Genomic DNA, 12,976 nt, shown 5'->3' on the forward strand with positions numbered 1-12,976 from the left:
GCGGGTTGGGAGGATGGCGCCATGGAAAAGCCCACGCACCTGATCGAGTTCGAGGCCATGCTCGTCGGGCGGCACTCGCATCTGTTCGACCCCCGTGCGCGCGGCAGCACAGGGCGGCTCGACCGGAGCGCCTATGTGCTGCTCAGCCGGATCGAGATCGACGGGCCGCTCTCCATCGGGCAACTGAGCGACGCCTTCGGCCTCGACACGTCCACCCTCAACCGGCAGACCGCCGCGATGCTCAAGGCCGGGGTCGTCGAACGGATCCCGGACCCGGACGGCGGGATCGCCCGGAAGTTCAGCATCACCTCGGAGGGGCGGCGCCGGCTCGACGCGGACCGGTCGGCCAACGTCCACGGCCTGGAACGGGTGATGGAGAAGTGGACGGCCGAGGAGGTGGCCGACTTCGCCACGTACCTCCGGCGCTTCAACAGCGACATCGAGCGCCTGGAGGGCCGCCCCTGGCCGCGCCCCCAGGAAACGGAGACGACCCAGGCCCACGAGGCCCGAGCGGCCGTACGCGACTGACGGACGATCCGCGCGGGGTGACCGCTCACCGCCCGGCCGGGGCTCCGCCCGGTTCGGCGTCCGGGCACCGGAGCACGAGGAGAGCGATGTCGTCCGTGCGCCGGGACGCCGGGCGTACCCGGGCCAGCAGGATGTCGATGAGTGCGTCCAGGTCCCGTTCGTCCGTCGCGGCGAGGTGCCCGGCGAGTTCGGCGAGGGAGTCGTCGATGTCGGTCCCCGGAGTCTCGACCAGTCCGTCCGTGTAGAGCAGGAACGTCTGCCCGGCGACGAGCGGGATCTCGGTGACGGGGTAGGCGGCGTCCGGGTCGATGCCGAGGAGCGGGCCCGGCTGGACGTCGAGGACCTCGACGCGTCCGTCAGGATGGCGCACCAGGGGCGGCGGGTGACCGGCGCCTGCCAGGCTCAGGCGCCGGCGGGCGAAGTCGGCGTGGGCGTACAGACAGCTGGTGAACAGGCCCGGGTCGAGGTCGGCCAGCAGGGTGTTGACCGCCGAGAGCACCCGGTCCGGCGGCGCGCCGAGGGTGGCGTGGGCGTGGACCGCCGTACGGACCTGGCCCATGAGCGCTGCGGCGGCCACGTTGTGGCCCTGGACGTCGCCGATGACGGCCGCGGCCGCCGTCTCCCCCAGCCGGATCAGGTCGTAGAAGTCGCCGCCGATCTCCATGCCGCGGGTGGCGGGAAGGTAGCGGGCGGCGACGTCGAAGCCGCTGACGGTGGGAAGGCTGTGCGGCAGGAGAGCCTGTTGGAGGCCGTGGGCGAGCTGGTGCTTGACGTCGTAGAGACGCGCCCGGTCCAGGGCCTGGGCGACGAGTCCGGCGAGCGAGGTGAGGACCGCCCGCTCGTCGGAGGCGAACGTGTGGGGACGGTCGTACGACAGGACGCAGCAGCCGACGGGCCTGCCGGAGATGATCAGCGGCAGGAAGGCCCAGGCCTGCTTGCCGCTGATCGGGTGGGCCTCGGGGTAGATGCGCCGCATCTCCTCGGGATCGGCGAGGAACGACGGGATCCCGCTGGCGAGCGCCTGTCCGGCCGGGGTGAGGGTGGTGTCGACGGGCAGGCCGTCGAGCCGCTCGATCGTCTCGGCGGGGTAGCCGCGGTGGCCGGTGATCCGCAGCCGGCCGGAGTCGACCGAGGAGAGGACCAGTCCCTGGGCCCCGAACGCGGGCATGATCTGGTCGGCGACCAGGTCGACGACGTCCTGGACGCCGACGACCTCGGTGAGGCCCGCGGCGAGGTGCATCAGGTGGTAGAGCCGGCCGGCGCGGGCCGGGGGCCCGGAGCTCGGGGCGTGTCCCGGTGCGGGGACGGGCGGGGGCCGCGCGTCGGTGGGGACGATGCGGACGCTGACACCGCCGCCGTCGGGGTAGAGGTGGAAGTCCAGCCACCGGCCCGGCGGGCGGCAGGCGGTGAAGGAGACGGGCTCACGGCTGATCACCGCGGCGCGGTAGCGGTCCTCGTAGGTGGGGTCGTCGAGCCAGGGCAGGGACTGCCACGGCAGCGTTCCCAGCAGGTCGGCGGCGTCGCCGCCGAGGAGCTCGGCGCCCCCCGCGCTGAGGTAGGTCAGGCGGCCCTCCAGGTCGAGGGCGCAGCTGCCGCCGGGCAGCCGTTCGGCGAAGTCGGCGGCCGCGCCGGCCGCGCTCGGCGACCGCAGGCCGCGTTCGAGCGGCACCTCGCGCGGGGCCTCTCCCGGGGCGTGGGGGTGGCCGGACGCGGTGGCGTCCTCCATGAGGCGGGCGATCCGGCGGCAGCAGGAGAAGACGTATCCGTGTTCGCGGCGGGTCAGCAGCGGCGGGCGGGCGGCGGGCCACATCAGGAGCAGCGTGCCCCAGCGTCCGACGCCGGTGATGGGCGCGGCGGCGAGGGCGAGCGGGTACGGGAGGGCCATCGCGGTCCGTGGGTACGAGCGGGCCATCTCGTCCTGGCTGCCCACCCAGATCAGCCGGTCCTCCCGCACCGCGTCGGCGACCGGGGCGGGTGCCACCAGCGGCACCCGCGCCCAGGGGGCGGCGAACTCGGCCGGGACCCCGCAGAGCGCGTCGAGGCGCAGCACTTGGGCGTCGGGAGAGAGGAGATAGACGGCGCCGATGGAGGCGCCGGTGCGGCGGACCGTCTCCAGCAGCGCGGTGTCCACTCCTCCGGCGCCCCGGGCCGTACCGACCGTGCTGGTCACCAGGCACCTCCAGCGTCGCAGCCCCATTATCGCGCCGACGGGCGCTCCGAGCGGGTCAGTGCGGGACCGGGTCGGTGAAGCCCCGGCGCCGGGCCGCGCCCGGACGGCAGCGCAGGAGGCGGGCCGCCGTCAGCCGAGCGCCGCGCAGCGCGCCGTGGCGGCTGAGGGCCTTGACGGCGTAGGTGGAACAGCTCGGCGTGTACGGGCAGCACGGCGGCCGGGTCGGGCTGATCTCGGCCCGGTAGTACTGGACGGCGGCGTACAGCGCGCCGGCCACCCGCCCCGAGGGCGCGTCGGGTGCGGTGCTCCGGCCGGGCGCGGGCCGCAGCAGGGACACGAACAGCGCCGGGAGCGCCACGAGCGCCATCTGGGGGCAGTACATGCCGCACGCGGAGCACTGATCGAGCGCGCCCGCGCAGCAGCCGTCCTCACCGTCCTCGCGCCGTCGCCGCCGACCCGGTCGCGCGAACTTCTTCGCTGACCTCACACCGCCCCCCTTCGTGATCATCCGATCCTACGTGCGGTGCGGCGGCGCCGAGGGCGGCCCGTCCCTGTCGGGAGGCGGGGGCCGAGGCGGGCCCGTCCCTGTCGGGAGGCGGGGGCCGAGGGCGGCCCGTCCCTGTCGGGGCGGGCCGCCCGGGCCGTCAGCGGGTCGTCGAGCCGGCCGGCGTACCGGCCGCGACGGCGGGCGGCGCCGGCGCGTAGCCGGTGGGCCGGGCGGTGAACGTGCCCCGGCCCTGGGTGCGGCCGCGCAGTCGGGTCGCGTAGCCGAAGAGCTCCGCCAGCGGAACGGTCGCCGTGAGGACGGCCGTCCCGGCGCGCGCGGCCGAGCCGGAGACCCGGCCGCGGCGGGCCGCGAGGTCGCCGAGCACGCCGCCCACGGCGCTGTCGGGCACCGTGACGGTGACCTCGACCACCGGCTCCAGGAGCGTCATCGCGCAGGCCCGCAGCGCCGCACGGAGCGCGAAGCGGCCCGCCGTGCGGAACGCCATCTCCGAGGAGTCCTTGGAGTGGGTCGCGCCGTCCGTCAACGTCACGCGCAGGCCGGTGACCGGGTGGCCGCCGAGCGGGCCGTCGGCGAGGGCGTCCCGGCAGCCTGCCTCGACCGCGCGGACGTACTCCTGCGGCACGCGACCGCCCGTGACGGTGGAGGAGAAGACGAACGCGCCGTCCTCCTCGCCGGCCCCGGCCGGTTCGACGTCGAGGACGACGTGCGCGAACTGGCCCGCGCCACCGTCCTGTTTGACGTGCCGGTAGACCAGGCCGGACACCCCGCGCAGCACCGTCTCCCGGTAGGCCACCTGCGGTCTGCCGACGACGATCTCCAGGCCCTGGGCCCGGCGGATCTTCTCCACGGCCACCTCCAGGTGCAGCTCGCCCAGACCCGAGAGCACGGTCTGACCGGTCTCGGCGTCGCTCCGGACCGTCAACGAGGGGTCCTCCTCGACGAGTCGGGCCAGCGCGGACGCCAGGCGGTCGGTGTCCAGGCTCCGGCGCGCCTCGACCGCGACGGAGACGACCGGGTCGGCCACCGTGGGCGGTTCGAGGAGCAGCGGCGCCGAGGGCGCGCAGAGCGTCGCACCGGCACGGGCCTCCTTCACGCCTACGACCGCGACTATGTCCCCCGCCCGGGCGGAGTCCACCTCGCTGTTCCGGTCGGCCTGCACGCGCAGGATCCGGCCGACGCGCTCGGTGCGCCGGGCCGCCACGTCGAGCACGGTGTCCCCCTTTCCGATGGTCCCCGCGTACACGCGGAGGTAGGTGAGCCGCCCGGTGGCGGTCGAGTTGACCTTGAAGACGAGTGCGGCGAACGGTTCCGCCGGGTCGGCGGCCCGTTCCTGTTCCGCGCCGTCCAGGGTGCCGCGTACGGGCGGCACGTCCAGGGGCGAGGGCAGATAGGAGACGACGGCGTCGAGCAGCGGCTCCGTACCCCGGTCGCGGTAGGCGGAGCCGCACAGGACGACGACGCCTTCCCCGGTGCGGGTCAGGTCGCGCAGCGCCGCCGTGAGCGTGTCCTCGCCGAGGGACTCCTCGGCGCAGAACTCCTCCAGGGCCGCCGGGTGGAGTTCCGCCACCGCCTCCTCCAGGGCGCGTCGCCTCAGCCGTGCCTCCGCCGCGAGCGCCTCGGGCACGGGCCCCTCGGCGTACGTGTCGGCGCCCGCGGCCCAGACCAGGGCGCGCATGCGGACCAGGTCCACGACGCCGGTGAAGGCGTCCTCCCGGCCGATGGGCAGCTGGACGACGAGCGGAACGGTGTGCAGGCGGTCCCGGATCGACGCGACGGCGAGGTCGAGGTCGGCGCCGGCCCGGTCCAGCTTGTTGACGAACGCGATCCTGGGAACGCCGTGCCGGTCGGCCTGGCGCCACACGGTCTCGCTCTGCGGCTCGACGCCGGCGACCGCGTCGAACACGGCGATCGCGCCGTCGAGGACGCGCAGCGAGCGCTCCACCTCGTCGGAGAAGTCGACGTGACCTGGTGTGTCGATGAGGTTGATCCGGTGGTCGTCCCAGACGCAGCTGACCGCCGCCGCGAAGATGGTGATGCCGCGGTCGCGTTCCTGCGCGTCGAAGTCGGTGACGGTGGTGCCGTCGTGGACCTCGCCGCGCTTGTGGACGGCGCCGGTGAGGTAGAGCATCCGTTCGGTGACGGTGGTCTTGCCGGCGTCGACGTGGGCGAGGATGCCCAGGTTCCGGACGCGGTTCAGGGCGCCGGTGGTGGTGCTGGTGCTGGTGACGTGAGGCGAGAGCGGGGTACGCACGGCCCGGACCTTTCGGTGGGTACGAGAAAGGGGCGGCGCGATTCCCGGACGAACGGCCCGGAGACGGGCGGAGGGTGACCTCGCGGCACACGGCACACGGCACACGGCACACGGCCCGCGCGGCTCACGGGCGGAGCGCTCGGGAGGTGCGACAGGCGGGCCGAGGTCAGGAGTTCGTCACGGGGTCCGGTGGCGGCCGCGCAGCCGGCACCGGGCGGACCGGGACGTCAGGATCACGTCGTACCGGGACCGGGGAACGACGACAGCGGTGCGGTCACACACGGTCGGGCTCCCCTCGTCGGTCGTCGGCGCGCACACCGTCTTCCCGGCGGCACGTGCGGCGAGTCTAGGGAGGGGAGCCCTTCCGGGTCACCGGATTTTCGGGAGGTCCCGCTCGGCGAAGTACGACGCGACGTCGGCCTCGGTGACCTCGCCGAGCGTGGGTGGTGTCCAGCGCGGGGTGCGGTCCTTGTCGATCACCTGGGCGCGGATGCCCTCGACGAGGTCGGCGGAGGCGAGGGCGGCGGCGGAGAGCCGGAACTCCATGGCGAGGACGGCCTCCAGGGAGTCCAGGAGCCGGGCGCGGCGGAGGGCGACGAGGGTGACCTTGAGCGCGGTGGGCGACCTGCTCAGGAGGGTGGCGGCGGTCTCCTTGGCCTCGGTGACACCGGAGGCCAGGAGCCGGTCGATGATCTCCTCGACGGTGTCCGCCGCGTAGGCGGTGTCGATCCAGTCGCGCGCGGCGGCGAGGGGCCCGGGCGGCGCGGGCCGCGCGAAGCGCGACAGCACCTCGTGGGCGGGCGCCCGGGTGAGCTCGTCGGTCAGCCGGGGAAGGTCCCGCGACGGTACGAAGTGGTCGGCGAGGCCGTTCAGGAGGGCGTCGGCGGCGCCCGCCTGCGCGCCGGTCAGGGCGAGATGGGTGCCCAGTTCGCCGGGCGCCCGGCTCAGCAGATACGTACCACCGACGTCGGGGACGAAGCCGATGCCGGTCTCCGGCATGGCCACGCGCGAGCGTTCGGTGACGACACGCACGGAGCCGTGGGCGGAGACGCCGACGCCGCCGCCCATCACGATGCCGTCCATGAGCGCCACGTACGGCTTGGGGAAGCGTGCGATGCGGGCGTTGAGCCGGTACTCGTCGTGCCAGAAGCCGAGGGAGGCGGTGCGGCCGGCACGGGCGTCCTCGTGGATGGCCCGGATGTCGCCGCCGGCGCAGAGGCCGCGCTCGCCCGCGCCCCGGACGACGACGGTCTCGACGGCCGGGTCGTCCTCCCAGGCGGTCAGCGCCTCGTCCATGCGCAGCACCATGGGGTGGGTGAGGGCGTTGAGGGCGCGGGGCCGGTTCAGGGTGAGGAGGCCGGCCCGCCCCTCGGTGCGGACGAGGACGTGCGGGCCGTCCGCCTCCGCCTGGGTGTCCCGATCGAGTGGCATGGTCACGCGCCCTTTCCCTCCGAACGATCTTCCGGCCACCGTACCGGCACGCGCCGGGGCCGGGATTTTCCCCCAGGGCGGGTGAGTACGCAGGCTCATGCCCCGGCGCCGTGGCGTTCGTAGTCTCCGTCGCATGAACAGTCATCAGGCCGTCGCGGACGGCCCCCTCCGTGTCGGGATCACCGGGGTCGGCGCCTGCCTGCCCGAGCGGGTCGTGGATTCGGAGGAGCTGCGGCGACGGGTCGTCGCCGGCAGCGGGATGGCGTTGCCCGCCGGGGTGTTCGAGCGGGCCACCGGCATCATGACGCGCAGGGCCGTCCGGCCCGGCGAGTACGCCTCCACCCTGGCGGTGGGGGCGGCCCGGCGGGCGCTCGCGCGGGCGGCGGCCGAACCGGCCGACATCGACCTGCTGGTGTTCGCCTCCGCCACCCGCGACATGGTGGAACCGGCCACCGCGCACATCGTGCAGGCCGAACTGGGCTCCCGCGCACACGCGTTGGACGTCACCAACGCCTGCAACAGCTTCGTCAACGGCATCGACCTCGCCCGGACGATGATCCTGGCCGGGCGCGCCCGGCGGGCCCTCGTCGTCACCGGGGAGACCCCGAGCCGCGCCGTACGGCACGACCCCACCGATCCCGCCCAGTTCCGGGACGGGTTCGCCGGCTACACCTTCGGCGACGCGGGCGCCGCGGTGGTCCTGGAGGCGGTGGACCGGGGCGGGATCCTCGACGTGGACAGCGAGACGCACTCCGAACACTGGCCGGTCGGCGGGATATTCGGCGGCGGTTCGCGTCATCCGCGCGGCGACGAGCACACGTACTTCCGGGGTGACGGCAGCGAGCTGCGGGAGGTGTTCGAGAAGGTGGGTACGTCGGTGATCGACCGGATGCGGCACCGTACGGGCCTGGACTGGCGCCACTTCCGCCGCGTCCTGGTCCATCAGGTGACCGTTCCGTACCTGGAGCGGTTCGTGGAGATCACCGGGGTGCCCGAGGACCGGCTCGTGCTCACCGTGCCCGAGCTGGGCAATGTCGCGAGCGCCACGCTCGGCGTCCAACTCGACCGGGTGTACGACGAGTTGCACTCCGGCGACCGGGTGCTTTTCGTCGGGCTCGGCGGTGGCGTCAGCATCATGACGATGGTCTGGGAGAAGGCATGAGCGACGCGTTGTGGGTGGTGGTGCCCGCGCATCAGGAGGCCGCGCGCATCGGCGACACCCTGGAGGCGCTGGCCGCCCAGGCGGACCGGGACTTCCAGCTGGTCGTGGTCGACAACGCCTCCGAGGACGACACCGCCGCGATCGCGCGGGCGTTCGCCCGGCGGGCGCCGTTCCCCGTCCATGTGCTCGACGAGCGCGACAAGGGCGTGGGCTGCGCCGTGGACACCGGCTTCCGGTACGCGATCGGGCACGGGGCCGCGCTCCTCGCCCGGACGGACGCCGACTGTCTGCCGCGGCCCGGCTGGACGGCCGCCGCGCGGACCGCGCTGCGCGGGGGCGCGGGGCTGGTGTGCGGCCGGATCGACGCCCGCCGCGACGAGCACGGGCCGGTCGGACGAGCCCTGTTCCGTACGCTCGTGCGCGTCGCCGCCTTCTTCGGGCGGGTCCGGCCGGCGCACCGGCGGAGCCACGGCTACCTCGCGCCCTACCGGATGCACGCCGGCAACAACATGGCCATCACTGCGCGGCTGTACGAGGCGGTCGGCGGGATGCCGCGCCGCCCCTCCCCCACCGACCGGCTCTTCCTTAACCGGGTGCGGCGCCGCACCACCGCCATCGTGCACGCCCCCGACATGGTCGTGGAGAACTCCACCCGGCGCCTGCGCGCGTACGGGATCGTCGGCACCGCCCGCTGGTACCTGGACCGGGGTCCGGGACGGCACGGAGAGGACCCGCGCTGATGTTGGACGCTCTCGCCCACACCCTGCGGTCGCGCCCCGACCGCCCGGCCGTCCTCGGCACGACACGCTCCGGAGCCGTCCGGACGAAGGCCACCTGCGGAGAGTTGGCCGACCTCGCCGACCGGTACGCGGGTGCGCTGCACGCGCGCGGTCTGCGGCGCGGCGACACGGCCGGGGTCGCGGTGCGGCCCGGGCCGCGCGCGCTCGCGGTGCTGCTGGCCGTGCACCGGCTCGGCCTGCGGGCGGCCGTGCTCGACCCCGGCGCCGGGCCGGACGTCCTGCGGGCCCGGCTGGCGCTGGCCCGGCCCGACATCGTGCTCGCCGACGCGGCCGCCCAGGCCGTGGCCGGCTGGGCGCGGCCGCTCGCCCGGCGGGCCCGCCTCGCGCTGCCGGACCTCGCGGAGCTGGGCGGGCCGGTGGCCACGGTCGGACGGCGCCTGCCCGGGTGCGCACCGGCGTTGGAAGCGGCCCGGGGCGCGGCGGCGCTGCCGCGCCCGGTGGACGAGGACGGAGACGCGGTGATCGTCTTCACCTCGGGCACGACCTCGCGGCCACGTGCGGTGGTGCACACGCGTTCCTCGCTGGCCGCGGGCATGGCCACGGTGACCGGTCTCGTGCGGCCGGAGCCGGGGCGTCCCGTGCTGGGGGGCACGTTCTTCGTCCTCGTACCGTCGCTCGCGAACGGCGCGCCGGTCGCGCTGCCCGCCCGCTCGCCGCGCGTGCTGGCCCGGCAGCTGCGCCGACTCGACCCGCAGGCGACCTATTTGACGCCGCCTCAGCTACGGGCGGCGCTGGCGGCGGACGCACGGTTCGGCGGACGGGTGTGGACCGGTTCGGCGCCGGCGAGCGCGGAGCTGCTCACGCGGGTGCGGCGGGCCGGGGCGGCCGAGGCGTGGGGCGTGTACGCGCTCACCGAGCTGTTCCCGGCCGCCGCCGTCGAGCAGGCGGAGAAGGCGGCGTTCACCGGCGACGGCGATCTGGTGGGCGCGCCGCTGCCGGGGGTGACGGCCCGGCCGGGCCACGACGGCGAGCTGCTGCTGTCCGGGCCCGCGGCCCGGCACCGCCATCTCGGGGAGGAGCCGGAGCCCTGGGTGCGCACCGGTGACCGGGGGCGGCTCGACGGGGACGGCCGGATCGTGCTCGCGGGCCGGTGCAAGGACATGGTCCTGAGGCGGGCCGAGAACATCTACCCGGGGCTCTACGAGCCCGCGCTGCACGTGCCGGGGGTCGAACTGGCCCTGCTGGTGGGCGTGCCGGCCGGGGACGGGGACGAGCGCCTGGTCGCCGTCGTCCAGCCCCGCCACGAGGCCGACCCCGCCGAGGTACGGGCGGCCCTGGCCGGCCCGCTGCACCGCATGGGCACGGCCCGCCCGGACGCCCTCCTGCTGGCCGACATCCCCCTCTCCGGGCGCTCCCTGAAACCGGACCGCACGGCGACCGCCCGACTGGCGGCGACCCGGACGACGGAGGTGCTCCGATGAGGGCGGCGCGGGAACGGGGCGGGGCGGGTACGGGGCTGGGCGCTCCGCCGGATGTCCGGGCGGGCGGCGTGGCCGCGCTGCGCGGCACCCTGCGCCGCGCACCGGCCACGGCGGTCCGGCGCAGGCCGGTGGCGCCGCTCGGGCGGGCCGTGCCGGGCGGCGGCACCGGACCGTCCCGCCCGACGGACGCCGTCGTCGCGCTGCGCCGCGCGCTGGTCGCGGCGGGCCGGCGCAAGCTGGGCGCGCTGCTCGGGCGAGCCGTGCCGGGTGGCCGCACCGGACCGTCCGGCCCCGTGGATACCGTCGCCGCGCTGCGCCGCGCGCGGCGGCGGGATCGGCGGGTGTACAGCCGGGCGCACCCGCTGCTGTTCGCGCTGCTCGCCGCCGTCCGGCGCCGGCCGGTCGCTCGGCTCGGGCGGGCCGTGGTGGTGAACGGCGCCGATCCCTACCGGGAGGCGCTGACGCGGGTCCCGTTGGACCGTGCGGCGGCCGGGACCACGGGGGGCGCGGCGCGGGAACTCTCCGGCGGAAGGACGCTGTTCGACCAGGAGGGCGCCGATCACCGTGACACGCGGCGCGCCGTCGCCGGAGACCTGGGCGCCGCCGGTGTCGAGCGGCTCCGACCGGTCTGGCGGGCGGTGCTCGACCGCGAGCTCGCCCCGCTCGCGGCCGGTCACGGCGTCGACCTCGTCCCGCTGGCCCGTGCCCTCGCCGGCGCGACGGTCCGTGCGCTCCTGGACAGCCCGGCCGAGGCGTCGGCCCTCGTGGAGGCGGCGGCGGATGCCGCGTCCGCCGCCGTCCGGGACCACCTCCCTGGACCTCGGCCGCCCGGCACCGCCCGGGCGGCGGCCAGGGCGACGGCCCGCCTGGAGGCGCTCCTCGGTCACGGCGAGACGCCCGCGGTGTCAGGCGGCGGGTCCGCGTGCCCGCACCGCGACGCACGGCGGCCGCCGGTGACGGCGCCCGGCACGACGCCCCCGCGACCGGACGCGTATGACCCGAAGAAGCACGGCCCGGAGGAGCACGGCCCGGAGGAGCACGGCCCGGAGGAACACGGCCCGATGGAGCACGGCCCGGAGGAGCACGGCCCGATGGAGCACGGCCCGGAGGAGCACGGCCCTCGCCCCCGCCCGACGGGTACGCCGGACGCGCACGAGGACGCCGGGCTGCGCGCCATGATCGCCGTCGCGGCCGTCAACACCACCGTCGCCGCCCTGCCGCGCGCCGTCGCCTGGTGCGCCGACGGCGGGTTGTGGGAGCAGGCGGCCGACGAGCGGCTGCGGGCCGCGCTCGTCGGGGAGTTGCTGCGGGTCACCGCGCCCTCCCCGTTGTTGCCGCGCGTGGCGGCGGCCGATGCCGTGCTCGGCGGCCGCCCGGTGCGGGCCGGGGACCGGCTGCTGCTCGTGGCGCGGCACGCCGTGGGCGCGCACGTCGATCCGCCGGACGCCCACCGGCCCGCCCCGCCCGCCGTCTCCCGGCTGGTCTTCGGGGCAGGTCCGCACGCCTGCCCGGGCGCGCGGCTCGCCCTGGCACAGCTCGACGACGTGCTCGCCGCCCTCGCCCCGTACCGACCCGCCGTCGTCAGCGCCCGGGTGGACCGGCGGGCCGCGCTGCCCGGCTGGCGACGGCTCACCGTCCGCCCGACCACCACCGCCGCACACCCCCGCCCCCACCCCCCGACGGAGCGCCCCTCGTGATCACGATCGCCGTCACCGGAGCGAGCGGCTTCTGCGGCTCGCACGTCGCCGCCCTCGCCGCCGCGCGCGGCGCCCGCGTCCTGTCCGTGGGGCGGCGGCCGGGGCCGGTCGGCCGGCACGTGCCGTGGGACGCCGAGAGCGGGCCGCCCGACCTGGCCGGGGCGGACCTCGTGGTGCACTGCGCGGCGGCCGTCGGGGACCCCGCCCCCGGTTCACCGGCCGAGGCGACCATGCGGGCCGTGAACGTGGACGGCACCGCACGTCTCCTGGACGCCGCCGCGGGCCGCCCGGTGGTCTGGGTGAGCAGCTCCAGCGTCTACGCCCCGGGCCCCGGACGGGACCGGATCACCGAGGACCATCCGGTGTGCGGGCAGCTGAACGCCTACGGGCGTACGAAGGCGGCGGGCGAGGCCCTCGCCCTCGCGGCCGGAGCCGTGGTCCTGCGGCCGCGCGCGGTGTACGGCCCCGGCGATCCGCACCTGGCGCCCCGGCTTCTCGCCCGGGTCCGGGCGGGCCGGGTGCTGCTGCCGGGCCCCGACGTCGTCCTGAGCCTGACGGCCGTCGAGAACCTCGCCGACGCGTGCCTCGGCGCGGCCGGCTGGCCCCCCGGTGCGTACAACATCGCCGACCCCGTCCCGTACCGCCGCGACGAGGCGATCCGGACCGTCCTAGGGGCCCATGGCGTCCTCCGCGCCCGGATCCACCACCTCCCGGTGCCGCTGGCCCGGGGCGCGGCCGCCGCGGCCGAGGTCCTGGGGCGCCTCAGGCCCGGCGCCGAGCCGCCGCTGACGCGGTACGCCGTGGATCAGCTGGCCCACCGCGTCGTCCTGGACGTGACCAAGGCCCGGTCGCGGGGCTGGCGCGCCGACCGCACGCTCACCGACTACGCGGCGGCCGTCCGGGGCTGAACCGCGCCGCGCCGCCGGACACGGAGCGTCGCCCGGCGGGGACGCGCCGCACCGGGGCGCGCGGCAACAGGACACGCCCCATCGGCTGAGGTATGCCTTT

The 12,976-nt window shown here is 76.3% G+C and carries 10 protein-coding genes; 6 read left to right on the top strand and 4 right to left on the bottom strand.

All coding sequences use genetic code 11. The features are described from left to right. The first annotated feature begins 21 nt into the window (after positions 1-21). Positions 22-528 (top strand): MarR family winged helix-turn-helix transcriptional regulator, encoded by a 507-nt coding sequence (locus ACIPPS_RS12595; RefSeq protein WP_401430193.1) that lies wholly within the window; start codon positions 22-24, stop codon positions 526-528. A gap of 25 nt (positions 529-553) precedes the next feature. Here ACIPPS_RS12595 and ACIPPS_RS12600 read toward each other — a convergent pair whose 3' ends face one another. From ACIPPS_RS12600 to ACIPPS_RS12615, 4 genes are all read right to left on the bottom strand, one after another. Then, the gene (locus ACIPPS_RS12600) at positions 554-2,698 is read right to left on the bottom strand and encodes a SpoIIE family protein phosphatase (RefSeq protein ID WP_401430195.1); all 2,145 of its coding nucleotides are present in this window, start codon (positions 2,696-2,698) and stop codon (positions 554-556) included. Between the two features lie 55 nt (positions 2,699-2,753). Further along, positions 2,754-3,185: a membrane protein insertion efficiency factor YidD gene (gene yidD / locus ACIPPS_RS12605; protein WP_401430197.1), complete on the bottom strand. Its 432-nt coding sequence runs from the start codon at positions 3,183-3,185 to the stop codon at positions 2,754-2,756. 157 nt (positions 3,186-3,342) lie between these two features. Continuing rightward, positions 3,343-5,457: an elongation factor G gene (fusA, locus tag ACIPPS_RS12610; protein WP_401430199.1), complete on the bottom strand. Its 2,115-nt coding sequence runs from the start codon at positions 5,455-5,457 to the stop codon at positions 3,343-3,345. Between the two features lie 369 nt (positions 5,458-5,826). After that, positions 5,827-6,888: an enoyl-CoA hydratase/isomerase family protein gene (locus ACIPPS_RS12615; protein WP_401431379.1), complete on the bottom strand. Its 1,062-nt coding sequence runs from the start codon at positions 6,886-6,888 to the stop codon at positions 5,827-5,829. A gap of 133 nt (positions 6,889-7,021) precedes the next feature. Between ACIPPS_RS12615 and ACIPPS_RS12620 the strand changes: the two genes are divergently transcribed. Genes ACIPPS_RS12620 through ACIPPS_RS12640 form a run of 5 tightly spaced genes read left to right on the top strand, consistent with a single transcriptional unit; the run spans position 7,022 to position 12,876 of the window. Then, entirely contained in the window at positions 7,022-8,050 is a 1,029-nt protein-coding gene (locus ACIPPS_RS12620; protein ID WP_401430201.1) for a 3-oxoacyl-ACP synthase III family protein, read from the top strand. Continuing rightward, the gene (locus ACIPPS_RS12625; RefSeq protein ID WP_401430203.1) at positions 8,047-8,790 is read left to right on the top strand and encodes a glycosyltransferase family A protein; all 744 of its coding nucleotides are present in this window, start codon (positions 8,047-8,049) and stop codon (positions 8,788-8,790) included. The genes ACIPPS_RS12620 and ACIPPS_RS12625 overlap by 4 nt, the downstream gene beginning before the upstream one ends. Then, positions 8,790-10,271 carry a class I adenylate-forming enzyme family protein gene (locus ACIPPS_RS12630; RefSeq protein ID WP_401430205.1) on the top strand — a complete coding sequence of 494 codons (1,482 nt, stop codon included), beginning with the start codon at positions 8,790-8,792 and terminating at the stop codon, positions 10,269-10,271. Before ACIPPS_RS12625 ends, ACIPPS_RS12630 begins: the two co-directional genes overlap by 1 nt. Then, positions 10,268-11,968, top strand: coding sequence for a cytochrome P450 (locus ACIPPS_RS12635; RefSeq protein ID WP_401430207.1), 1,701 nt, complete (start codon positions 10,268-10,270; stop codon positions 11,966-11,968). The genes ACIPPS_RS12630 and ACIPPS_RS12635 overlap by 4 nt, the downstream gene beginning before the upstream one ends. Continuing rightward, positions 11,965-12,876: an NAD-dependent epimerase/dehydratase family protein gene (locus tag ACIPPS_RS12640; RefSeq protein WP_401430209.1), complete on the top strand. Its 912-nt coding sequence runs from the start codon at positions 11,965-11,967 to the stop codon at positions 12,874-12,876. The genes ACIPPS_RS12635 and ACIPPS_RS12640 overlap by 4 nt, the downstream gene beginning before the upstream one ends. Positions 12,877-12,976 lie beyond the last annotated feature (100 nt).

Origin of the sequence: Streptomyces sp. NPDC090127 (assembly GCF_044746945.1) — a bacterium.
GTDB lineage: Bacteria > Actinomycetota > Actinomycetes > Streptomycetales > Streptomycetaceae > Streptomyces.